Source organism: Proteus vulgaris, from assembly GCF_023100685.1.
In the GTDB taxonomy this organism is placed as follows: domain Bacteria; phylum Pseudomonadota; class Gammaproteobacteria; order Enterobacterales; family Enterobacteriaceae; genus Proteus.
The window spans coordinates 965752-989412 of the sequence record NZ_CP090064.1 but is presented as its reverse complement, the minus strand read 5'-3'; the positions used below and the strand labels follow the sequence as shown (position 1 = coordinate 989412).

General features: G+C 33.5%; 20 protein-coding genes and 1 pseudogene. 10 read left to right on the top strand and 11 right to left on the bottom strand.

Annotation, left to right across the window (positions count from 1 at the left end):
• Nucleotides 1–5: 5 nt before the first annotated feature.
• Both LW139_RS04660 and LW139_RS04655 read left to right on the top strand, forming a co-directional pair.
• A complete protein-coding gene (locus LW139_RS04660) occupies nucleotides 6–437 on the top strand; it encodes a DUF6201 family protein (protein WP_247850692.1) in 432 nt (143 codons plus the stop codon).
• Between the two features lie 519 nt (nucleotides 438–956).
• Nucleotides 957–2213 carry a Zn-dependent hydrolase gene (locus tag LW139_RS04655; RefSeq protein ID WP_227336512.1) on the top strand — a complete coding sequence of 419 codons (1257 nt, stop codon included), beginning with the start codon at nucleotides 957–959 and terminating at the stop codon, nucleotides 2211–2213.
• Here the strand turns inward: LW139_RS04655 and LW139_RS04650 are convergent.
• The gene (locus LW139_RS04650) at nucleotides 2207–3091 is read right to left on the bottom strand and encodes a helix-turn-helix domain-containing protein (protein ID WP_072070687.1); all 885 of its coding nucleotides are present in this window, start codon (nucleotides 3089–3091) and stop codon (nucleotides 2207–2209) included. The two genes, LW139_RS04655 and LW139_RS04650, sit on opposite strands and share 7 nt — an antisense overlap.
• Nucleotides 3092–3363: 272 nt before the next feature.
• Nucleotides 3364–4560 (bottom strand): ROK family protein, encoded by a 1197-nt coding sequence (locus LW139_RS04645; RefSeq protein ID WP_247850690.1) that lies wholly within the window; start codon nucleotides 4558–4560, stop codon nucleotides 3364–3366.
• A 91-nt stretch (nucleotides 4561–4651) separates the two neighbouring features.
• Between LW139_RS04645 and LW139_RS04640 the strand changes: the two genes are divergently transcribed.
• The 7 genes and pseudogenes from LW139_RS04640 to LW139_RS04610 all read left to right on the top strand — a co-directional run bounded on the left by LW139_RS04640 (nucleotide 4652) and on the right by LW139_RS04610 (nucleotide 14410).
• On the top strand, nucleotides 4652–4873 hold the full coding sequence (locus LW139_RS04640) for a hypothetical protein (RefSeq protein ID WP_227336509.1): 222 nt from the start codon (nucleotides 4652–4654) through the stop codon (nucleotides 4871–4873).
• 111 nt (nucleotides 4874–4984) lie between these two features.
• Nucleotides 4985–6120, top strand: a pseudogene (locus tag LW139_RS04635) (nucleoside permease).
• 140 nt (nucleotides 6121–6260) lie between these two features.
• A complete protein-coding gene (locus tag LW139_RS04630) occupies nucleotides 6261–8051 on the top strand; it encodes a M10 family metallopeptidase C-terminal domain-containing protein (RefSeq protein WP_247850689.1) in 1791 nt (596 codons plus the stop codon).
• Nucleotides 8052–8385: 334 nt separating this feature from the next.
• Nucleotides 8386–9813, top strand: a complete 1428-nt coding sequence (locus LW139_RS04625; RefSeq protein WP_166539055.1) for a serralysin family metalloprotease — start codon at nucleotides 8386–8388, stop codon at nucleotides 9811–9813.
• 163 nt (nucleotides 9814–9976) lie between these two features.
• A complete protein-coding gene (locus LW139_RS04620; protein ID WP_109409417.1) occupies nucleotides 9977–11716 on the top strand; it encodes a type I secretion system permease/ATPase in 1740 nt (579 codons plus the stop codon).
• Between the two features lie 16 nt (nucleotides 11717–11732).
• On the top strand, nucleotides 11733–13058 hold the full coding sequence (locus tag LW139_RS04615) for an HlyD family type I secretion periplasmic adaptor subunit (protein WP_227336506.1): 1326 nt from the start codon (nucleotides 11733–11735) through the stop codon (nucleotides 13056–13058).
• 2 nt (nucleotides 13059–13060) lie between these two features.
• Entirely contained in the window at nucleotides 13061–14410 is a 1350-nt protein-coding gene (locus LW139_RS04610; protein WP_247850687.1) for a TolC family outer membrane protein, read from the top strand.
• Nucleotides 14411–14871: 461 nt separating this feature from the next.
• On the opposite strand, the gene arnT is transcribed toward LW139_RS04610, so the two are convergent.
• On the bottom strand, nucleotides 14872–16518 hold the full coding sequence (arnT, locus tag LW139_RS04605) for a lipid IV(A) 4-amino-4-deoxy-L-arabinosyltransferase (protein ID WP_247850686.1): 1647 nt from the start codon (nucleotides 16516–16518) through the stop codon (nucleotides 14872–14874).
• Between the two features lie 359 nt (nucleotides 16519–16877).
• Nucleotides 16878–17216, bottom strand: a complete 339-nt coding sequence (locus LW139_RS04600; protein WP_109409413.1) for a carboxymuconolactone decarboxylase family protein — start codon at nucleotides 17214–17216, stop codon at nucleotides 16878–16880.
• Nucleotides 17217–17349: 133 nt separating this feature from the next.
• Here LW139_RS04600 and LW139_RS04595 point away from each other — a divergent pair, with 133 nt between their 5' ends.
• Nucleotides 17350–17775: a DUF1992 domain-containing protein gene (locus LW139_RS04595; protein WP_227336502.1), complete on the top strand. Its 426-nt coding sequence runs from the start codon at nucleotides 17350–17352 to the stop codon at nucleotides 17773–17775.
• 20 nt (nucleotides 17776–17795) lie between these two features.
• Here the strand turns inward: LW139_RS04595 and LW139_RS04590 are convergent, their stop codons facing one another.
• The 7 genes from LW139_RS04590 to LW139_RS04560 all read right to left on the bottom strand — a co-directional run bounded on the left by LW139_RS04590 (nucleotide 17796) and on the right by LW139_RS04560 (nucleotide 23650).
• Nucleotides 17796–19370 (bottom strand): AbgT family transporter, encoded by a 1575-nt coding sequence (locus LW139_RS04590; protein WP_109409411.1) that lies wholly within the window; start codon nucleotides 19368–19370, stop codon nucleotides 17796–17798.
• A 715-nt stretch (nucleotides 19371–20085) separates the two neighbouring features.
• Nucleotides 20086–20406 carry a helix-turn-helix domain-containing protein gene (locus tag LW139_RS04585; protein ID WP_109409410.1) on the bottom strand — a complete coding sequence of 107 codons (321 nt, stop codon included), beginning with the start codon at nucleotides 20404–20406 and terminating at the stop codon, nucleotides 20086–20088.
• Between the two features lie 21 nt (nucleotides 20407–20427).
• Nucleotides 20428–21255: an adhesin gene (locus LW139_RS04580; protein WP_166540196.1), complete on the bottom strand. Its 828-nt coding sequence runs from the start codon at nucleotides 21253–21255 to the stop codon at nucleotides 20428–20430.
• Between the two features lie 21 nt (nucleotides 21256–21276).
• Entirely contained in the window at nucleotides 21277–21825 is a 549-nt protein-coding gene (locus LW139_RS04575) for a fimbrial protein (RefSeq protein WP_109409408.1), read from the bottom strand.
• A gap of 10 nt (nucleotides 21826–21835) precedes the next feature.
• Nucleotides 21836–22321 (bottom strand): fimbrial protein, encoded by a 486-nt coding sequence (locus LW139_RS04570; protein ID WP_166540198.1) that lies wholly within the window; start codon nucleotides 22319–22321, stop codon nucleotides 21836–21838.
• 11 nt (nucleotides 22322–22332) lie between these two features.
• Nucleotides 22333–22878: a fimbrial protein gene (locus LW139_RS04565; protein ID WP_166540199.1), complete on the bottom strand. Its 546-nt coding sequence runs from the start codon at nucleotides 22876–22878 to the stop codon at nucleotides 22333–22335.
• A 13-nt stretch (nucleotides 22879–22891) separates the two neighbouring features.
• The gene (locus tag LW139_RS04560; protein ID WP_036932679.1) at nucleotides 22892–23650 is read right to left on the bottom strand and encodes a fimbria/pilus periplasmic chaperone; all 759 of its coding nucleotides are present in this window, start codon (nucleotides 23648–23650) and stop codon (nucleotides 22892–22894) included.
• Nucleotides 23651–23661: the final 11 nt, after the last annotated feature.

The following is a 23661-nucleotide window of genomic DNA, read 5'->3' as shown; positions in this document are numbered from 1 at the left end:
GATTTATGAAAAATACAAAAAAAATTATTATTTTATTAATTTTACTCTGGTATTTTCTTCTTGCTCATGTCACATTTTTCAATAAATATTTACTCTTTAAAAAAATAGAAAATAAAGTTTACCTGGCCTACGTATATAAAATAAACCCAATAAATCCAATAGGTATATATTTATATATTACCGAAACTGAACCTGTCTATGTCGTATTATATAAAGATGAACAATATTTAGGACAAAGTTCTCCTTTTACCATGATTTACTCATACTCACTTCTTCAATCAAACCCCACATTACCTATTGATAAATTGGAAAATAATAGTTCATTTTTAGATAATTCATTTTATATCATTATTGCAGATAAAAATATAGATAATGCTTATGAAATAGATAAGAAAAATAAAAAATGGTGGAGTTATATTTTGCAATATTTTCACTAAAATATATACCGACACAATGATATAAGTGAATTGCATTTATATTAACAGAATCGTTATTATTTTTTTAAATTACTTTTTTTTTGCCAAATGTTAGTGAGATACAAAGGTAAAGTGCAAAAAAAAGACAGCTATAGCGAATAATATCTTTATTACCAGACCTTATAAATAATTCGCCAATAAAAAATTTATCACCAATAATAATTCTTATTTTCATTTTTAAATTAAAAATATAATTTCAAATATGCTTAATATAAAAAGCGATCGCTTTTATAACATTTATAATACAATTTAAATTCATTTTAGAAATACTCCCGCTATATATCTCTTTTTAATTAATACCTATCTCACAGAATATGAAATTCACCTGAATTGTCATTGACGAAATATAGCTTCAGCAGTAAATATAATAAGCAATGATCATAAAAACAGTGACCATCTTTGAAGATGGCTTTTTTAATCCTTAAATTGTCTCATTTTTTAGACAAAGGGATATTACAGAAACCACGGGAGAATTATCTTATGACTCAACAAGATACAGCAACTCATTATTCAATTAATGATATGAAAGCGTTAATTGAAACAATGCAAATTTATAAAAAAGATAACAGTGTCAAAGGGATCACTCGTATTGCCTATGGCGAAGAAGATGAAGCCGCGCATCTGTATCTTGCGGGTTTAATGAAAGAAGCCGGTCTTGAAGTTTATCGTGATGGTATTGGTACACTTTACGCACGCTTACCAGGTAAAGATCGTTCACTACCTGCAGTAGGTACTGGATCTCACCTTGATACCGTACCTCAAGGTGGTGCTTATGACGGGGCCTTGGGTGTGATTGCTGGGTTTTATGCCTTAATGCAATACAAACCACAGCAACTTAAACGCGACCTTGAGCTTGTTGTTTTTCGTGCTGAAGAATCTAGCCGTTTTGGCTTTTCATGTATTGGCAGTAAGGTATTAACAGGAAAAATTGACAAAGCTCGCTGGGAGCAAAATAGAGATGATGATGGCAATAACTTCTTTGAAGTTTTGAAATCATTAGGTTATCAGCACGATAATTTGGATAGTTGTTTAGTCAAAGAAGATCGTTATAGTGCATTTGTTGAGCTTCATATTGAACAAGGTAAACGCCTTGAAAATGACAAGAAAACCATTGGTATTGTTAATGGTATTGCAGCACCGACACGCTTTTCAGTCACTGTTAATGGTCATGCAGATCACTCTGGTGCAACACCAATGTATCAACGTCAAGATGCATTAGTGGCAAGTGCGGGGATTATTACCGATATCAACCGTGCAGCCTGTACTGAAGCCGTTTATGGCACTGTAGGTACAGTGGGTAAACTCAACGTTATTCCGAACTCCATGAACGTCATTCCAGGACAAGTAAAATTCTCTGTTGATATTCGTGGTATTGATACTGAAAGTATTCAGCGTGTTGTACAACGTTTAAATAACAGTGTTGAAAAAGCAGAAAAAGATTTTGGTGTTGCTATTGATGTTCAACCAATTTCTGCTGAATCGCCAGTTAAATTAGATGATTCAATTTGCCAAGTTATTGAAAGCTTATGCCAAAAACACAATATCGACTATATGACCATGTTAAGTGGTGCAGGCCACGACTCAATGAATATGGCGTCGCTTTATCCAACTGCGATGATCTTTACACCTTCAGTTGCTGGTATTAGTCATCATCCTGATGAATTTACCGAGTTTAGTGATATTGCTGTCGCTGCAGATTTATTAGCAGAAACATTAGGTACATTAGCAAATCAATAATGACTGACTATTTGTTTTAAAAGGTTAATTGCATCATCCCCTTTGGTCGCTTTTAACCATAATTTATCAAAGAGAGATTGATATTGAAATATCGCCTCAGTTGAAGAAGTTACGGTGGCAATGCCCGTACTGACATTAGGAAATTCACCTAAACGGAACGGGCTAACGGCTAAAGAAAGAGGTACTTTATCTTGATAAAATAGTTGGAAAGTTAAAGACGGCATAGTATCTGAAATAATGGCAATATTAAGATAATTATTTTTTTGCTCTAGCTTTTCAATTAAATGAAGAATTTCGCTTTTTGCTCGCTGTTTTCTTTCTTGTTGCAATGTTTTCGTTAAATTAACTGAACCTAGCATACCAACATAAAGAAATTTCTCGATTTGTTGTTGGCTAATAAGGTTATAAATATGAGGTGAATGCAAGGATTGATGTTTTTTACGCTCTTTTAAAATAGATAAAACTTCTTGTTGTTTTTCAGATAAAAGATTTAAAGGTGATGCTTCTGTTAGCATTTCAACCAATGTTTTATCATAACAATCTGAAGTTAATAAATAAGAAAAGGGTTCGAAGTGAGTATAAATATGTGAAGATTGAGTCTCAAGTTGGCGCATTCGTTCGAAAAAACCATTCGCACTTGAGTAATATTCGGTATTAATACCTAATAAACTCGTTAATGAAGTATTTAATAATCTAGCAAGATTATCGAGAGTTTCAATCTTAACAATTTCACCTTTTTCTAATCGATATACGGCAGCACGAGAAATACCTAAGCTTTCTGCAACATCTTCAGCTTTTAATGAAGAGGCTATACGGTAAGCTCGTAGTCGATAGCCAATGGATTGATAATCTATTTTTTCTCTAGGTATGTAAGGCATATTTATAATTGGCTCCCAAATGCACAAAGTACCAGGGTAAAGTAACGTCACAACAATAGGATGTTAGTTGAGATAGTTTAAATTAAACCAAAAATAAAAAGAATCACCTTCCTCACAATGAGGTAAATAAAAGAAGTTTGCAGTAAAAAGTTAGTCTATATCAATAAACCTGTCTCCTAGCAGGTAACCTCACCAGGGTTAAGCAGTAAAAACAAACAACAATAAAAAACTAAAAGGCGTTGTAATTGATATTACAGCGCCTTTTTCATTTATTAATTGACTAAATGTTCCAATACCATTGCTCCTGCACCTTGAGACACGATTTCATAAGCGTGACTTGCGGGATAAACTTCTGTTTTTATATTTGGGATAAGTGCGAGTTTAGTTTCAATCGTCTTTTTCACGGTATCAAAAAATGTATATTTAGGAATTAACGTACCGCCACACACAACTATATCAGGTTGTAGCATTAAAATAGAGTTTGCAATAGCCAATCCATAGTAATAAGCAGCTTCTTCTAATGCATCAATACACAAAGGATCACGCATTTCAATTGCCTGAAAAATAGTGTGATAATTAATTTCATCATCAACACTAACAAGCGATGTTAATAAGGAGGTTTTTCCTCGTCTTATTTGATGAATAACGTTATTTTTTATAGCATCTAAAGAACAGAGTGTATTTAAACAACCATAAGAGCCACATTCACACAAAGTCCCTTTTACATCGATTGTCATATGGCCAAAACAATTCATCGTTACTGATGTATCAGTTAAAAACTGGTTAGCAATAATTGCACAACCTCTGACTTCGGTATCACAAGATGTAAATAAAAACCGTTGTGTTTTTTGGCGGTAATATAAACGAAACTCAGCTAATGCAGCAAAATGTACGCCACTCCCTACTGTTACGTAAGTAGGAATTTTTTTACGCAATAATATCTCTAACTCACGAAATTCTTCATCAAGAGATTCAGAAGCTAGTTGATGTTCAACAACATGCTCAATAGAGATCCCTAATCCCAGCACCTTTTCATAATTAATTTTATTTTTTAATAATAAAGCATCAATTTTAGGCAATAGTTTGTCTGTCATTTCAGAGGCAGACAAATAAGGTTCAGGTGAGATTTTAATTTTATCTAACATATTAAGCTTTAGGTCCATTAAGACAATTGTTGAATAGACCTTGCTTAGTTCAATACCGATTAAAAACACCCCTTCTGTATTTATATTATACAAAATAGGTTTTCGTCCACCGGTTGGCTCACCTAATTCTGCAGTTGTAATTAATTCAAGAGCATTTAATTCGTCAAGTAATCGGGCACAAGTCGCCGGTTTCATTTGTGCTAACTCAGTCAGCGTTTCTGTTTTTATCGGGCCATTTTCTGCGATTAATTTATAAAGGCTTTTCAGTTTTAATGCTTTTGATGTCTTAGAAGACTGAAGTTCTTTTAAATTTTTCAATAGCATAGCTATTTCCTTTATTAAATTATTTCGCTAGTTAAAAAGGAATATCGCTATCTTACTGTAAAAAAAGTAATAAACACCGGCTGAAATTCGCATGATAAGAACATTGGGTGCTGATGCCGTTGGCATGTCAACGGTACCAGAAGCACTTATTGCTCGCCATTCAGGCATAGACACCATAGGTATTTCATGCTTAACCAATATGGCTTGTGGGATTTTAGAACAGCCACTTAGCCATGATGAAGTGATTGAAACCGCAGAGCGCGTAAAATCTACCTTCTTAAAACTTATTAGTGAAGTGATCGCACGTTTATAACTTTTTATCAATTAAAGAAAAAGTGGAATATAGATAGCTGCCTATATTCCACTCTAATCCTATCCCCCAACAGTGGAGATTGTTATGGGAATAAAAATATAGCTCAAAGGCATGATGTTTATGCAATGTTTTATCTGGGGAAGTTGGTTAATCACCCTAGGTGCATACATGATGCAAACATTACATTTCACTGGGGTTGAAGTGGGGTTAGTTTATGGCTCAAAAGGTATTGCCGCCCTCATTATGCCTGGTTTACTCGGAATAATTGCAGATAAATTTATTCCCGCTAATCGTTTATATATTATCTGTCATATTATTTGTGCTATTGCTTTATTTTTTTCAGCATCAGTGACTGATCCTACCATCATGTTCTGGGTTATGTTCATTAATGCATTAGCTTTTATGCCAACAATTGCACTTTCAAACTCAATTGGCTATTTCTGTTTAAAGAAACACAAATTAGATTCTGTTGCTAATTTCCCCCCTATTCGTGTTTTTGGCACGATAGGTTTTATTATCGCCATGTGGTGTGTTAGCTTACTTAAATTAGAACTCAGCAACACTCAACTATATATTGCATCAGTCGCTTCGCTTTGTTTGGCACTCTATTCCTTTTGTTTTATTTAAAAAGCCTATAATGGCCGTCTTCTTTTTATTTGCCATGCTATTAGGTGCAGTACTTCAAATTACTAATACATTTGGTAGTCCTTTTATTCATGATTTTGCTAAAAACCCTGAATTTGCTGATAGTTTAATTGTTCAATATCCATCAATTTTATTATCAGTATCACAAATGGCTGAAGTGGCCTTTATCTTAGCAATTCCCTTCTTTCTCAAACGTTTTGGTATTAAAAAAAGTCATGTTAATTAGTATGATTGCATGGACTTTACGTTTTGGATTATTTGCTTATGGTGATCCCTCTCCTTGGGGTTTTGTGTTGCTAATGCTTTCAATGATTGTTTATGGTTGTGCATTTGATTTTTTCAATATCTCAGGCTCTATTTATATCGAAAATGAAGTAAAACCTGAAATAAGAGCCAGTGCTCAAGGGTTATTTATGACTATGGTCAATGGTGTTGGTGCATACGCGGGTTCCATTTTAAGTGGCATGGTCGTAGATCATTTTACAATCGATGGAATAAAAGACTGGCACTCTATTTGGTTAATATTTGCTTCATATACATTAATTCTAGCAATTATTTTTGTATTTGCTTTTAAAGAGAAAAGAAATTTAGTTCATAGTTAATTAATTCCACTTCTATTTTAGAAAATGGTAGTAAGATAATTTTAAACTTATTACCATTTTTATTTGGTCTTATTTTAAAAGATTAAAAATCATAGTAATATAAAATTTCTTTTACACTTCATGTAAAAGGAATTATATCCATGAGTTCATCTACTATAAAAAAAACAAAAGCATTTTACTCTATCATTGATGTAATGAAAGAAAATAGAATTGATATTGCTATATGGGAAAAATCACATCCTAGCCATAAATTTACAGAGATATCATTTAGTTTTCCAACATATACTGAATTAAGAACAGATAAATATAATACAATAACTACACTAAACAAACCTCAACAAGCTTTAGCAAAAGAGATATTACAGTTATGGGCTGATATCACTAATATTAAATTCATAGAAAAAGAAGCTGGACATGATACTGATATAAGAATTGGTCTTTATAATAATGTGTTTGAATATTATGAAAAACATTCTTTTAAAATAGGCGGTTTTTCAACATACCCTACAAAAGAAAAATACCCAGAAAAAGAAATCTCTAGCATTTCAGACTATAGCGAACCAGGGCAGGTTTGGTTAAATATTTCTGAAACAAAATATATAAAAACAGTTAATAAATCACATATTACACCAGTAAGAAAACCTAAAATAGATGCTTTCATGAAAAAATCCGATAATATAAATTATTATTATATTGAAAATGAAGATGATATTCATTTATTTAGAAATTTAAATGCTAATTCTCACTTAGAAAATAATTTAGAACCATCTAAAAAAGGAACATATAAATTTTATACTTATATACATGAAATAGGCCATGCTTTAGGATTACCACATACATTTAATGATAATAACAATCTCAATATTAAAGAAAATAGTTTCCAGTATTCAGTCATGGCATACAATATGCCACAAAAAGAATATGCTGATTTTCATGATAATTTCCCAATGAGCCCAATGCTTATTGATATTTATTTAATTCAACAACTTTATGGTAAAAATACCTCAACTCGAACAGGTGACACTGTATATGGGTTTAATTCTAACACTGAAAGAAAAGCCTATACTCTCAATGCAGATAGAGATGTAATAATCAGTTGTATTTGGGATGCAGGTGGTAACGATACACTAGATTTTTCTCAATATGATGTTGAACAAAAAATAGATCTTAATGAAGGTGCTTTTTCTAGTATAGGCGGATTAGAAAATAATATTTCAATTGCTTTCGGGACTGTTATTGAAAATGCATTAGGTGGATTAAAAGACAACTATATTTTAGGTAATCAAGTTGATAATTATCTTAAAGGAAATAAGGGAAATGATACCTTAAGCGGTAAAAAAGGTGATGATACTCTTTATGGTGAGCAAGGCGATGATATCCTTTATGGGGGAGATGGAGATGACACTCTTTATGGGGGCATTGATAATGATACCCTCTACGGTGACGATGGCGATGATCTTATTTTTGGTGAAAAAGGAGATGATACTCTTTTTAGTGGAAGAGGTCAGGACATTCTTTATGGTGGCTCAGGTAATGACGTATTAATAGCTATAGAAGGCGACAATATTCTTGATGGTGGATACCATGATGATACCTTTATTATCAAAGGGGGTAACAATAAATTGTTTGGTAGCCAAGGAAAGGATATTTTTATATTTAGCTTAGAGAATAATACTTATGGTCATAACATTATTTATGATTTTAACAAAAATGAAGACGCCATTTTATTTCAATTACCAAAAGATAAAGTATTAATAAAACCATCATTAACAAAAGAGTTTTCTGATGAAAATCATAAAATAAATATTTCTTATAATAATAAGAAAACCACATTAGAAATAACCAATAATGACAAACTAATAAATAATCAATTGACAATAGATATTATGGGTAATTTTAGTTATGAAGATCTTTTTCTAAACAATGTTTAATACATTTAAAAATAATATAAATACATTATAAGGTTTAAAAATTTTAAGCCTTATAATAACAAAATGGAATATATAATATGATAAAATCATGACGTAATCATATAATAACATTATAAAAAATACCTAAAGATAAAATAACCCATGATCTATTTACTTCATTAAATTATTCTGACTTAAAACACATCTCACTTCACAATTATTTAAAAACATATTTTCCCCCTCTAGATTAATATCAATAAATAGCTATCTTTATTATCGCTGGTACTCACCAGATAATTAAACTATTTTCAATATGAAAATAAACTTAACCTAAACTTGATATCCGGAGGATATTATGGGTTCTTCTTTATTAAAAAAAGCAGTAGGATTATCTAATGTTTCTGATTTATTAGATAAGAGTGGAATTTTTTATAATTTCTCAGCTAAGACTCTACCTTCTTTTGATTATGATACCGCAGGAAAACATATCGCACGCGAAAATTCCACATGGAATGGGAAATATGTTATTGGACAAGCGGCAGAAGTAACGTATTCGTTCCCAACTTGGGCCGGTAAAAAATTTAATGACTTTGGTGATAAAAATCCCTATGGATTTAATTCAACACAGAAAGAACATGCAAGACAATCTTTAGATGCATGGTCTGATATCGCAAATATTAAATTTACAGAAGTAAGCCCAAATGTAAAATCAGACATTACTTTTGGGAACATTACTGATCCATATGGCAAGTTCCAAGCTTATGCAACATTACCAAATACCTATGATTATTATGGGCGTGATGTTTCAGGCCAAGCTTGGTTTAGTGATTATTATTATGCGGGTAATACAACGCCTGAATTAGGCAATTATGGTCGCTTAACTATTATTCATGAAATTGGTCATGCACTTGGTTTAATGCATCCTGGAGACTATAACGCAGGAGAAAACGTACCGGGTTATTTAAAATCTGATTATGCTGAAGATAGTCGCCAATATACTGTAATGAGTTATTGGGATGAATATGAAACTGGTGCACACTTCCAAGGTGCTTATGCGGGTGCTCCTTTACTTCATGATATTTCAGCAATGCAATACCTCTATGGTGCAAATACAACAACCAGAACAGGTGATGATGTTTACGGCTTCAACTCAAATACAGGTATTGATTATTACACTGCAACAAGCAGTAACGATAAATTAATATTCTCCGTTTGGGACAGTGGTGGTAACGATACATTTGACTTCTCAGGATATTATCAAGATCAAGTGATTGATTTACGTGAGGGTCATTTCTCTGATGTTGGCGGACTACAGAAAAACGTTTCTATTGCCCAAGGCGTTACAATAGAAAACGCAATCGGTGGCTCTGGTAATGATATTATCTATGGAAATGATGCTGATAATATTCTCATCGGTGGTGGTGGTAACGACATACTGTATGGTGGCGGTGGCCAAGATACATTATGGGGCGGTACAGGTAGCAATACCTTTGTTTATAAAGAAATCTCCGACTCTCTAGTCTCAGCCGCGGACAAGATTATGGATTTCAAATCAGGCATTGATAAGATTGATCTATCAGAGCTAATCGAAAATACCTTCAGTCATAAATTCCTTAATTTTGTTGATAATTTTACAGGTCGCTCAGGTGAGGCAACCATTAAATATGATCAATCAACAAACTCAAGTGAACTCGCTATTAATGCTTATGGTTATGACTCTAGCGCTGATTTCAAAATTGATATTGTAGGATTTGTTAATTACGAAACTGATTTTATTGTTTAAGTCGTGATTTATTGGGTAGGAGAAATAGTATTCTCCTGCCCTCTTTTACTTACATGGAGTTATTTTTATATTTTTTAAAAAAAATAAATATAAATTATCATGCGTATAGATAAAAAATTACAAGTATAAATAAGTAGATAAAAATAAAATCAGGAATAATATTATGCCAGAAAGCAAACATAACAATGAAATAACCAGTATTATAAAAGAGAGAAAAAAAGTATTTCTTTCCATTGGAATATTTACAGCACTAATAAATATTTTAATGCTAGTTCCTTCAATCTATATGTTGCAAGTGTATGACCGTGTATTACCTTCTGGTAATGAAATGACATTATTGATGCTAACACTTATTATGTTAGCTCTCTTTATTTTTATGGGTGGACTAGAATATTTAAGAAGTATCATTGTAATTAGGATGAGTAACAAGCTTGATTTATCACTTAATTCGCGTATTTATACCGCCGCATATCAAGCTAGATTAAATAAAACACCGGGTATTAATTCTTCTTTAGCTTTTAATGATTTAGTCACAATTCGTCAATTTATTACAAGCCATGCTATTTTTGCCTTTTTTGATTTACCTTGGTTTCCTATTTACCTTCTTGTTATTGCTTTATTTAATCCTTGGTTAGGGTTATTTGCATTATGTGGTGCGCTAATTTTATTTTCATTAGCTATTCTTAATGAATACTTGTCTAGAACATCATTAAAAAAAGCTAATGAATTTGCTAATCAAGCACAAGTCATACAAGGCCATCATTTCGAACATCCACAACCCATTGAAGCAATGGGAATGTTAAATTATTTAAGAACACAATGGCAAATTACCCACTTTAAATATCTACAAGCACAAACTCAGGCAAGTGATAACGCAGCGGGAGTTAATGCAATAACGAAAGTCACTCGCATGGCATTGCAATCCTTAATGCTAGGATTAGGTGGCTGGCTTGCAATAGACAATACAATTAGCCCAGGAATGATGATTGCAGGATCAATATTATTAGGTCGTGCTTTAGCACCGATTGAACAAGTTATTGGTGTATGGAAAAACTGGGACAGTAGTAAAGAAGCCTATAAAAGATTGACGACATTACTAAAAACCTACCCTGAAGAAAATAAAAAAATGGCATTACCCTCACCTAAAGGTGAATTAACAGTTAACATTAATCAGGCACAATATCCCCAAACTGAACAAGTATTATTAAATAATATACATTTCTCACTAGTTCCTGGTGATGTGTTAGGAATTATCGGTCCTAGTGCTTCAGGTAAATCTTCCTTAGCTAAATTTATTGTTGGTATATGGGAAGTTAAAACAGGTTCAATTCGCCTTGATAATGCAGATATATATCAATGGAATAAAAATGAAGTAGGCCAATATATTGGATATCTACCTCAAGAAATTGCTCTTTTTCCAGGCACTATCGCTGAAAATATTGCCCGATTTTCAGAAATAGACTCACAAAAAGTTATTCAGGCTGCAACAATGGCCAATGTTCATGAAATGATTTTACGTTTTCCTGATGGGTATGAAACTCTTATTGGTGCTCATGGTGAAGGTTTATCTGGAGGGCAACGACAACGTATTGCATTAGCTCGCGCATTATATGGCAATCCTACATTAGTCGTTTTAGATGAACCTAACTCTAATTTAGATGATTTGGGTATTAAAGCATTAATACAAGCAATTCAAATACTCAAGAAAAATAAAAAAACAGTTATTTTAATTACTCATCAAAAGCAATTGCTTTCAGTGACCAATAAACTCTTAGTTCTTTTTGATGGACACACTAAATTATTTGGTTCCACAACCGCCGTTATTGCTGAATTAAATAACTCATCAATAATAAAAAACACCCAAACACCATCAAATACACCTATTACTCAAAGTAATTCTTAATATTGAGAAAATAACAATGATCACAGAGAAAAATGAAATTAATATAGTCAAAAACATTTCCGATGATCCTAAAAAATTCTTAATAATAGGATGGTCTGTTATTCTTTTAGGCTTAGCTGTCTTTATTTTTTGGGCTGCATTTGCACCTTTAGACAAAGGGGTTTCCACCACAGGTAATGTTTCCATTTCAGGCAACAAAAAAAGTGTTCAAGCATCCGTGGAAGGCATTATCACGGATATTTTAGTGAAGAATGGGGATAGTGTGACTGAAGGCCAAACACTTATTCAATTAAGCCCCATTCAATCAAAAGCCTTAGTAAAATCCCTATCAGATCAATATGACAATTTACTTATAACTCAACAACGCCTTTATGCTCAACTCAATGAAAAAACAGAGTTTATTTTAGACTCTACCGAAAAATACTATTCATCATCAGAGAGCTTAAATAAACACTTACAACTACAAAATAGATTACTTAATGAAAAATATATTGAATTGCATAGTGAAATAAATGGTTATAACGCCATTATTGATGGTATTTCTAATCGTTTAATTCATCTAAAAAGATCAATACTAAACAAACAAAACCAAATTAATAGTTTGCAGAGTCAAATAAAAGATTTACGCACTCTTGCTACTGAAGGCTATATTCCCCGTCATCGTTATCAAGAGGTTGAGCGTGAACTTGCTGAAAATAATAATCATCTTAATGATACCTTAGGACAAATTAGTACCTTAGAAAAACAAAAACTAGAGTATGAACAGAAGATATTACAACGTAATGCTAACTTTTATCAATCAGCACGTACTGAGCTTAATCAAATTCAATTACAAATAAGTGAAACTGAAAAACAACTTATTATTGAATTGGATAAACTGGCCAAAATGCAAATTACTGCCCCTATTTCAGGAACAGTAATGGATTTATCTGTTTTTACACAAGGCGGTGTTGTTAGAACAGGACAAACATTGATGGAAGTTGTTCCTCAAGATCATCAATTAATTATTGAGGCTCGTTTAGCTCCTCATTTAATTGACAAAGTAACTCCCGGACTTCCTGTTGATTTAATGTTCAGTGCTTTTAATCAAAATACAACACCTAAAATTCCGGGTGAAGTTACTTTAATTTCAGCAGACAGACTTATTGATGACAGAACAACGGAACCCTATTATCAAGTATTTATTAATGTAAAAGATAATACACTTCTTGCTGATAATAAAAGTAAATTAAAGGCTGGTATGCCCGTTGATGTGTTTATTAATACAGGCGATCGTTCATTACTCAATTATCTCTTTAAACCTGTATTAGATAGAGTTCATACTTCTTTAACGGAAGAGTAATTATGCTAATAAAAAAACTTTCTACTATTATATTGATATGGATGTTCAGTTTTCATACTTTTGCTATCACATTGTCTGATCTCTATTTTTTAGCTGTAAAAAATGATCCTACTTTTAATGCTGCAATCAAAGAACAAGTTGCAGGCAAAGAGTATGAAAATATTGGATTATCCCAATTACTTCCTAGTGTTCATGTTAATTACCAAAATAATCCACGAAATTGGCAACGTAAAGTTTATCCGATTAATACTAGCCAAGGAGAATTACAGAGAACAGAATATCAAAATTACCAAAGCCACTCTGTCAGTGCGATTATTAGCCAACCTCTATTTGATTACACTGCTTTTAGTGACTACAAATCATCAGTTATACAAACGTTACTATCAGATAGCCGTTTTCAAGTAAAATTCTCTGAACTCGTAATTAGGTTGGTTGATCATTATATTGAATTAGCCTATGCCCAAGATAAATTATTATTAAATCTTTCTCAGCAAGAAATTTATAAAAAACAGCTTACGTCTAGCCAACGTTTATTTGAGTTAGGTGAAGGAACAAAAACAGATATTTCAGAAATCCAAACGCGATTATATTTAACTCAGTCTCAATACACAGATATTCAACTTGAACTAGAAAATGCCAAAAATAAACTAAGCTCAATGATTGGTTCTCCACTTCCTTATAATAAGCATATTGCAAAATTAAATAGCAAAAATTTTATATTACAACCCATCACCCCCAGCAATTATGAAGATTGGGAAATGGAAGTGATGCAAAATAACCTCAATATTCAAACTGCACGCTATGAAATGGCAATAGCGAAACAAGAAGTAGAAAAAAACAGAGGTGAATTTTTTCCAACAGTACAACTCTATGCTTCTTATTCTAATAGTGATTCCGATAGTAATAATACGGTAAATCAGAAATACCAATCTGCCAATATTGGATTTTATGTCAGTTTACCTTTATTTAATGGCGGAAAAACGACAGCATCAATGCGTCAATCTACCGCGATGTATCAGATGAGTGCTTTTGAAAGGGATGCTACTATTCAGCAAATTACACAAGAGTTACGTCATCAATATCAAATTTGTACGACCAGTAATATAAAATTGAATGCATATGAACAGTCTGTCTCCTCCGCTAAATTACAATTAGATGCAACTCAAAAAAGCTATATTGGCGGGCAACGAACCATGGTGGATGTTCTTAATGCTGAAGAATTATTATATCGTGCTCAACAAGATTTAATTAAAGCTAAATATGATTATATTCAAGCTTGGGCATTATTACATCAATATACCAACACTCTGGATATTGAAAAAATAAAACTCATTGAAGGCTATTTTCAATAATATATTAATATAACGAAAAAGTCCTACATCATGTTGGATATAGGACTTTACATTATAAGTAATCATTGATTACTTATTTTAGCTAGCGGGGAGCCATCACTTCTTTTTAGTACCGTACAACGTTAATACACGGTGAGTAAGAGCAATTGATGCTAGACCGATAAAACATTCAGCTAGGAAAATCAGCATAAATTACCCCCATTCATAAGTACATTTTGTTTGGGCGGGGGTTCTGATAAAGTAAAGTGACTTGTCATATATTGCTTAGCTAACTCCGATTTAATGGACACAATCTAAACCTACCATTAAAACGAAAAAGAGCAAAATAAATTCATCAACAAAATCTATTTTTTAACTTAGATCACATAAAAACAACACAAAAAATCAAATCTAAGTCATGACAAAACTTGAATGACATTTTAGCTCCCTATTTACAACATATAAATAGATTTAAAAATCAGTCAGTTAAAGAAAACAAATGTTAGATCACCCTGTTTTTCTACAATAGGTTTTATCTTTAATTGGCTTATAACGGATAATATGTCTTTGCGCTCAGGTCTGACCAAAACAATAGCAATACCTTGATAGTTATTCTTTTCAATTAAGTTAACCAGTTGCTTAAGATCATAATATTTATTTTGCACATCAGGATATGCTAAACCATAGGCAAGCTCTCCTCTCGTTTCAGTTAGACGAATATCTGTACGTTTCAATCCCCATGCTAGTGACGTTCCAATACCGACTTCATCAGCTAAAATATAAGGCTTATTTGCTAGCTCACTATAATAATGATTAATTGCTTTTTCAGGAGTGCTTTTACTTTCAATTTTATGTGGGATCGCATATCCAATAGCAAGACTTAATCCAACAGAACAAAATAAAGTTAGCAAACGTGTTGATTTAAAGAATGAAGCAATTCCCATCAGACTCCATATAAAAAATCCCCCTATCGCCAGCATCACTTTATGCTGCTCATCTACTTCATATAGTGTAAATCGAGATGAATAAAGAGAATAAATAATAATAGAAACACCTGTTATTCCAAAGGCTGTATTTATTATTGCGTTAATAGTATGAATTTTTTCATTTGGGTTATTTTTCAATTCTTCCATGTAACTCGCAATCAAAATGGATAACGGAACAAAACAAGGCAACATATAAGTTAATAACTTGCCACTAGAGGCTGAAAAGAACGCAAAAAAGATAAATAGCCAAAATGAAAAATAGAGAGTGCCTTTTTTCAAAAAAAGCGCAGATTTAAGTGTACCGAATAGAAACCCTAACCAAGGTAAAATGCCGAAAACAATAATAGGCAAGTAAAACCACATGGGTTGTGATCTTGCTGATCCTTTTGCTATAAAACGCTGTACATGTTCAATCCAAAAAAAGTAATGCCAATAATCTGGGGCTTGAAGTGCAACTGAAATTACCCATGGACCTGCAATAATAAACATAGAGATAAGCGCTATTGGCGCATAACAAAGGACTTCTTTAAAACGAGATAAGCTAATTGCTGTAATCATAAAGACTAATGTGGGCAAAACAACTGCAATAAATCCTTTAGTTAAAAAACCTAAACCGCAAAAAATACCGACTAAAAAAGAAGCATAAATTTTTGATTTTTTATCTGTTGTCAATAATCCGCTTAAAAAATAATACATTGCTATAGTAACAAACATAGTCACTATAGGATCAAGGATATTATAAGTGCCAATAGACAACACAAGAAAAGAGGATAAAAATACCACTAATGCATTAAATGCCAGAGATTGATTATGCCAAACTAACAAAGCAGCTCGATAAACAAATAGGCTGGTTAATAACGTTGAGGTGACAACAACAATGCGAACGGAGAAATGACCACCTCCAAATAACCATTGTGCAATACTGTTTAGCCAATACCCTAAAACCGGTTTTTCAAAATAGCGAATATCGAGCAAATAAGGCACAGACCAATTACCTGATGTCAGCATTTCCCTGCTAATTTCGGCATAACGAATTTCATCTGGTTGCCACAATAGCCGCGTTTCTAAAGGAATGAAATAAGTTAATAATATAAAAATAAAAAGTAGAAACCATTTATATCTTTCTATAAAACTGACGCTCATACATTCCTCATTAAAATAGAAAACTCACCTTACAAAAACTAATTAGTTAGAATGGTTATATTATAAAAAATTCAATTATTATTCATTAATTTATAATTAACTAAAACACAGCAATAATGACACGCAACACATTGAAATAATTACAATTTATAAAACAAAACATATATATACTGATAGAGTTGATTGCTTTAATTCATCATTTTTTAATTTATTATTAATCTATTTTTAATAATAGATATTTTTATTTCACTACTTTTAACTTAAACAAAAAATAAACAAGCTATAAGAAATAAAAAGGCCAGAATGAACTTATTCTGGCCTTATGACTATTTTATTTTAGTTATATAATGATAAAAATCTTATTTACTAAATTCTTTAAAAGCACCCATAGTGTTGGCGGCATACATAACTGAAGGGCCGCCACCCATATAAATAGCAACGCCCAATGCTTCTGCAAGTTCTTGTTCTGTTGTACCGAGTTCGACTAAAGTTTTAGTATGGAACCCAATACAACCATCACAACGATTGGCAACAGCAATTGCAATCGCGATCAATTCTTTTGTTTTTGAATCTAATGCTCCTTCTTTGCCCCCTGCTTTTGTGGTACTCATAAAAGCTTTCATCACTTCTGGAATATTTTGAGACAATGCTCCCATGTTATTTGCAATGTCTGTTACTATTTCTTTGTACTTACTCATTAGATATCCCTTAGTTAATATATATTTTTATATAATATAAAAATATAATATCAAATCATATAATTTGATCAAGATAAATTGAGCATGTGTGATCTTTTCTGCTTAAAATAATCTCAAAATAACGAGGTTTAGAATGTCAATTATTGATGAATGGGCTGAACGCCACATTGAACAAGCACTACAAAAAGGTGAGCTATCATCACTTAAAGGTGAAGGAAAACCTCTGATCCTTGATGATAATAGTCATGTACCTGAGTCACTTAGAGCAAGCTATCATTTATTAAAAAATGCAGGTTTCTTACCTCCTGAAATGCAAGATAGAAAAGAAGCATTATCTCTAGCCGAAATTCTAAGTACGCTGAGTGAAACAGGAGAAGAGCATGAATCGTTGCAAAAGCGTTTAGTATTGCTCGAATTAAAATTACAACAAGCAGGTTTAGATACTCAGTTTTTACATGCAGATTATGCCAACCAATTAACTGAGAAATTGGCAAATCATAAAAAAGAAATGGATAAAAAAGAAAAAGAAAAAGAAAAAAGCTTATACATCTCTGTATAAGCTTCTGTTATAGCAGAGAATTAACCTGCTGTTGGTGTGTAATAGATTGGTGAGCCAGGTCCTACTGGTAAATGGAATACAAATACCCATAAGTAGAATAAGAGTGACCAGCCAATTAAGAAAATAACAGAATATGGCAACATCATAGAAATCATAGTACCAATACCCGTATCTTTCTTATATTTCGTAGCAACCGCTAATATCAAACCAAAATAACTCATCATAGGGGTGATGATATTAGTAACAGAATCTCCAATTCGATATGCTGCTTGGATTGTTTCTGGTGCATAACCTGCAAGCATTAGCATTGGTACAAAGATAGGTGCTGTTACCGCCCATTGTGCCGATGCCGAACCTATCATTAAATTAATGAAGGCACAGATTAAAATGAACCCTAAAAACAACAAACCACTTGGCATATCAATACTGTTAAGTAATGCAGCACCTTTAACAGCAATAACCTGGCCAATATTTGTCCAACCAAAGAAAGCAACAAATTGGGCCGCAAAGAAAATAATAACTAAATAAAGCCCAAGCGTACTCATCGAATTCGCCATGGCATCAACAATATCTTTATCTGTTCTCATTGTCTTAGCAACCCAACCGTAAACGATACCCGGAATTGCAAAGAATAAGAAAATAAAGACAACAATAGATTTTAAGAAAGGAGAATTACCAATTAGCCCTGTTTCTTGGTTTCTCAATATGCCATTTTCAGGAACAACAGTTAGCGCCAAAATCACGCACATAACAATAAATGTACCCGTTGCAGCCCATAATGCTTTCTTTTCTAACGACGTAACTTCAGCCGCATTCCTTAAATCATTTTCTTCTTCATCAAGCTCATTACCGTTATATGGACCCAATTGAGGTTCAACGATTTTTTCGGTGATGAAGTAACCTAAGAAAGTGATCAGGAATGTACTGACAAACATAAAGTACCAGTTTGCTTCAGCACCCACGATATAAGTTGGATCGATGATACGTGCCGCTTGCTGTGTAATGCCCGATAGTAATGGATCTATCGTACCTAAGAGCAAGTTAGCAGAGTAACCACCAGAAACCCCAGCAAATGCAGCCGCAAGTCCCGCTAGAGGGTGTCGTCCTAATGAATGGAAGATAATTGCTGATAACGGTATTAATACTACATACCCTAATTCAGCAGCGGTATTCGACATTATACCTGCGAACACAATGGCTAAAGTGGTCATTTTACGTGGTGCTTTCATTACCACTAAACGCATAACTGCGGATAATAAACCAGCACGTTCAGCAATACCGACACCTAATAATGCCACCAGCACCGTACCTAAAGGGGCAAATCCCGTAAAGTTTGTGACAATATTGGCTAATATACGGCGAATACCATCGGCATCTAACAAGCTAATAATATGAATATAGCCATCTTCAGCGCGTCCTTTAGCGCCCTCTGGTCGGGGATCTTGTACGGTAACACCAAAATATTCACCAACCGCCGAAGAGACAAGTAAAATAGCAATTAAAATAATAAATAAAATAACGGGATGGGGTAGCGCGTTTCCTAACCACTCCACTGTGCGTAGAAAGCGACTGCCTCCCTGTTTTTTTGTTTGCATCATTTATCCTTTTTATAAAAAAACAGAAAATGCACAGTACACAACCCTTTTTGTTATGACTATCTGTTAATCCTATTTACAACCGCCTTATTTAAGATAAATATCATGATAAAATTATTAGATAATATATTTTTTACTTTATTAAACAATAAGATAAAAATAAATCATACAATTATAAATCACTTACATTAAAATTAATTTATAGTATCTAAAATTAAAAAATGTGCATAAGGTAACATTTTTTAACATTATTATGATTATTTATTAACCTTTCATGACTGAAAATATCTTAAATTAATAGCCAGAATCGATTAAACACTCTGATAAACCTGATAGTAACGGTTGTAATTACTATAAAAGAGAAAATAATGTCGAATAAATGGTCAAGATAGGTTAAAAGCTTAGTTTATTTGTAACGTAAATAGGTAATTTTACAGTAGATATTATACGTAGAATGAAGAATAGATAATCTAAGAAAGGAACGATTAAAATTGAAAAGTTAATATTTAAAAATAGTATTGCTGATTTTTTAAAGATAAAAAAGAAAGCAAGTAATACTTACTCTTTTTAATAACAGCTCAAGTTCATCTCACAATTTAATACTTTTTATATAAAAAAAGGGCAAGGTCTCCCTTGCCTTACCAATTAGGTAATCAATCAAAGAAACACATACACACTAGAACACCAAAATTTGGATCTTATTTAGTCGTATGTATTAGTACAAAAAGACATCGGGTGTCGCTTCAGCAATGATACTGCTACGTTTATCAACACGCAGATTTTCTGATGAGGATTTTGGTATAAAGCAATCTTCAAAAAACCAATAAATAGGTGTATTTAAATAGCTAGCTAATAAAACAAGATAGCTTAAATCTATCTTGTTCATCCCGCGCTCATATCGAGAGAATTGCTGTTGGCTTACACCAATTTTTTCAGCAATTTGCATACCGGTATAACCCAATTCTTTACGCTTTTTTTGAATTCGCTTTCCAACTAACGCATTAACATCAATATCTGTAAAATCGTAATTCATCATAATATTCACCCATTATCATGATTAAGGCATCGTTAAAATAATTGAACCTGAACCAGAGAAATAACCTGGTGCAACGCGACCATTGGTATGTAAAATTGATTTAACCTCTACAGGTATGGTTCCGTTTTTAGGAACATCAATTACAGAGCCTCTTTCACCAGGATAACCATCAAGAAATAAATCAGCATAAAGGCTATTATCAGGTCGTAATGGAACTCGGCCACTGTCCGAGCCTGATGCGATAACCAGAACTTTCATTGCTAAGTTGCAAGTCACATTAATATTTTGAGCTCGTGCTGCATTTTCTAAACTGAATTCGTCAATATCGCCATAATTAAGGTTTACAGCTCCTTCTGTTATTTTGCAGGCACCAACGGGTGGCGGTGCAATACCACATAATGATCCCGGTAATAAACGTCCATTTGGAGACCAGCCGCCTTCCTTAGATTCATAAAATAGCCCAACACACTCTTGGTTTGAGGTCAGAGGATCACCATCATGTCTTGCCGTTCCTTGTATTGGAAAACTCTCAACTCTCATAACGGCATCACGAACCCCCGCTAAATAAGGTTCTTTTTCAACGCGAACAATACTTCTTACTGCCGAACCTGGAGAGCCATTAGCATCATGCTTATGGTTAATTGTTATCCAGCATTTACTCCAGCCATAACAAGGGTTGGGAGTATAAGGGTCTTCAGGATCCCAGCGTTGAATAACATAGGTATATGTGGCGTGAGCAGGCTCACCTTCGGAATGTGTTATATAAGAAAAAATAGATGCCATCGCCGGCGCTGAAAACAGCAAACCTATTGCAATACATAAAGCTGGAAATCGCTTTAATATAGACATAGAAAACCTCAACCCTAATAATTAGTCATAATTCAAATGGAATGTGGCTATTGCACTAAATGGACCGCGTTTAATGGATTGATTGGCAATCGCATCCGGTTCCCCTTGAATAAAGGCATAAAAATTTAAAATAGTGTCATCCGCATTTAATGAAAGTTTGTCTGTCTCTTTATTAACAGGTAAGGCATTTCCATTTTCAGACTCCAATCCAACCGCAATTCCTGCCGCTTGGCTACTTGAGCTAATCGCTAAAAAGCCTTGCCCTGCCATGGCTTGGTTTTCATCACCTTTAAATGTAATTTTGACGCTTTTACCAATCGTGAGATCACATTCAGATAAGCGAATTTGAAATAATTTGCTTGGTGTTCTTTGATATGCATAAAGATTCTTATCAGGAATATTGCCAAAATCTAATTCAACGGTTTCATCACCAGGTTTTATGGTGCAAGGCTCATCAACTAATATGCCGTGAAAGTACATATTGTCTGGTGCAGAAAACGCCGTTGATGTTAATCCCATAAATGTGATAAAGCCCAAAACGAACGGGATCGATAATCTTTTCATTTTCATCAATACGCTCCTATTGGTATTCAGCAAGAAGTGTTGCTGAAACTTCAAATGCACCTTCAGGTAGCGTGCTACCCGGTCTTTTAACCGGCACAGCTTGGATCACTGGAGGATTATCCGGTGATATCGCAATGCGTTCGTTTAATTTAAAAGGCTGACCATCTTGTGTGAGATGAATACCTAAATCAGGAATATTGGTTTGTAGCGCAGCTTCATCAAACTGTGTTTTAGGTCCAATAATAGAAAGACCTAAATCCCATCCTTTTAAATTTGGATCGCAGACCAGTTGATAATTCACTGATTCGGTGTAATTAATACCATCTACTTTATGAATACCTACGTTGTGTCCAAAATAGACATCAATCAGTTGGTTATTGCTGATAACACAAGGAGGTGGAACTAATAAGGTGCCAAATAATTTCATATTCGGCGTATCTGCACCCATGACCGCGTAAGAATTCAGTAATGCAATCAGGCATATGTATTTTAATTTATTCATTTTCTGGCCCCTTACTGATAATCCACATGCAACGTGCCACTAGCGACAAAATCACCACCACTTAATGTGGCACTCTGATCACGAACAGGAATAGCTTCTAAATCAGGCAAATTAGGGTAGGTAAAATTAATCGCTTTGCCTAAATCTAATAATTGGCCTTGATATAAAATACGCACCCCTAATCCCGTAATATCTGTTTGTAGTGCATTTGAATCGAATCCAGTTGCGCTGCCAGTGATATAAACCTTCATTGCATTTGTCGGCATCTTTTGGCACGTCGCAGTATAGTGAACTGGCTGTTTATAATTTGCGCCATCAATACGCGTACTCATCACTTCGCCAAAATTTACCTCAATCATTTTGCCGTCATTGATCAAACAAGGCGGTGGGGCAATAACATTCCCAGTAATATTGATATAAACAATTCCTGGAATAACATCTTTCACCGCTCTAGCGGGTAAATTCGCAACAGCAGTAAAACTTAGGCCTCCAGTAAATGTTGCCAGAATAAAACTCAACACTGCTTTGCTTGGGCTAAACCGCTGTTCCATTTTCATAAAATAGACCTATTTAGTATCCTGCTGATGTTTCTGTCACTTTGCATTCATTGCCATTACAGCTAAATTTCATCTGTGGACGTCCACCATAATCATTGATGTAACTTAATACTGGTGACGCACCAAATGCAGAAGCATTTAGGTTTATCGTGCCTGTACTTTTAGGCGCAATCATTAATGGCTGAAAACCATCAAGACTTTTCCCTTGTAACCCTGTCAATCCATCAACTAATGTTACGTAGTAAGGTGTTGGGTTATTCACTTCGTAACGATCACCTTTTTTCGTTAAGATGATTTTTTCTTGCCAAGGATGAGTCAGATCTGTTTGAGTGGCATAAATAGCCGCTGGGCGATAAAACAACTTAATTCGTGTTTGTAATGCAATTTGCAACACGTTGGGTTTATCACTACGAGGTGGAATTTCACGCAAGTTAAAATAGAAAACGCTTTCTCTATCTTGTGGTAACTTGGCAATGTCAGGCAATGACTGCACTTTTACTTGGCTTTTATCGCCTGGTTCAATACGTTGGATTGGTGGTAAAACCAGCAATGGAGAATCAATACGTTCACCATTCTCATTTTCCATCCAACCTTGTGCTAAATAAGGCAGCTCTTTATTTTGATTACTGACATTTAAACTAATTGATTTATCCGCGCCATTAAAAATGACGCGCGTTCTATCTAAAGCAATCGCGGCAATGGCTTGACTAGTAAACATCATTCCAGTCAATAAAGTGGTTGTTACAACAAATAAGCGCTTTAATAACATCATTTTAAATTACT

Coding starts and splice junctions, on each gene's coding strand:
- LW139_RS04630 (WP_247850689.1), top strand. CDS start 6,261: ATGAGTTCATCTACTATAAAAAAAACAAAAGCATTTTACTCTATCATT.
- LW139_RS04585 (WP_109409410.1), bottom strand. CDS start 20,406: ATGATGAATTACGATTTTACAGATATTGATGTTAATGCGTTAGTTGGA.
- LW139_RS04625 (WP_166539055.1), top strand. CDS start 8,386: ATGGGTTCTTCTTTATTAAAAAAAGCAGTAGGATTATCTAATGTTTCT.
- LW139_RS04560 (WP_036932679.1), bottom strand. CDS start 23,650: ATGATGTTATTAAAGCGCTTATTTGTTGTAACAACCACTTTATTGACT.
- LW139_RS04565 (WP_166540199.1), bottom strand. CDS start 22,878: ATGAAAATGGAACAGCGGTTTAGCCCAAGCAAAGCAGTGTTGAGTTTT.
- LW139_RS04655 (WP_227336512.1), top strand. CDS start 957: ATGACTCAACAAGATACAGCAACTCATTATTCAATTAATGATATGAAA.
- LW139_RS04570 (WP_166540198.1), bottom strand. CDS start 22,321: ATGAATAAATTAAAATACATATGCCTGATTGCATTACTGAATTCTTAC.
- LW139_RS04600 (WP_109409413.1), bottom strand. CDS start 17,216: ATGAGTAAGTACAAAGAAATAGTAACAGACATTGCAAATAACATGGGA.
- LW139_RS04575 (WP_109409408.1), bottom strand. CDS start 21,825: ATGAAAATGAAAAGATTATCGATCCCGTTCGTTTTGGGCTTTATCACA.
- LW139_RS04610 (WP_247850687.1), top strand. CDS start 13,061: ATGCTAATAAAAAAACTTTCTACTATTATATTGATATGGATGTTCAGT.
- LW139_RS04615 (WP_227336506.1), top strand. CDS start 11,733: ATGATCACAGAGAAAAATGAAATTAATATAGTCAAAAACATTTCCGAT.
- LW139_RS04580 (WP_166540196.1), bottom strand. CDS start 21,255: ATGTCTATATTAAAGCGATTTCCAGCTTTATGTATTGCAATAGGTTTG.
- LW139_RS04645 (WP_247850690.1), bottom strand. CDS start 4,560: ATGCTATTGAAAAATTTAAAAGAACTTCAGTCTTCTAAGACATCAAAA.
- LW139_RS04595 (WP_227336502.1), top strand. CDS start 17,350: ATGTCAATTATTGATGAATGGGCTGAACGCCACATTGAACAAGCACTA.
- LW139_RS04660 (WP_247850692.1), top strand. CDS start 6: ATGAAAAATACAAAAAAAATTATTATTTTATTAATTTTACTCTGGTAT.
- LW139_RS04590 (WP_109409411.1), bottom strand. CDS start 19,370: ATGCAAACAAAAAAACAGGGAGGCAGTCGCTTTCTACGCACAGTGGAG.
- LW139_RS04620 (WP_109409417.1), top strand. CDS start 9,977: ATGCCAGAAAGCAAACATAACAATGAAATAACCAGTATTATAAAAGAG.
- LW139_RS04650 (WP_072070687.1), bottom strand. CDS start 3,091: ATGCCTTACATACCTAGAGAAAAAATAGATTATCAATCCATTGGCTAT.
- LW139_RS04640 (WP_227336509.1), top strand. CDS start 4,652: ATGATAAGAACATTGGGTGCTGATGCCGTTGGCATGTCAACGGTACCA.
- arnT (WP_247850686.1), bottom strand. CDS start 16,518: ATGAGCGTCAGTTTTATAGAAAGATATAAATGGTTTCTACTTTTTATT.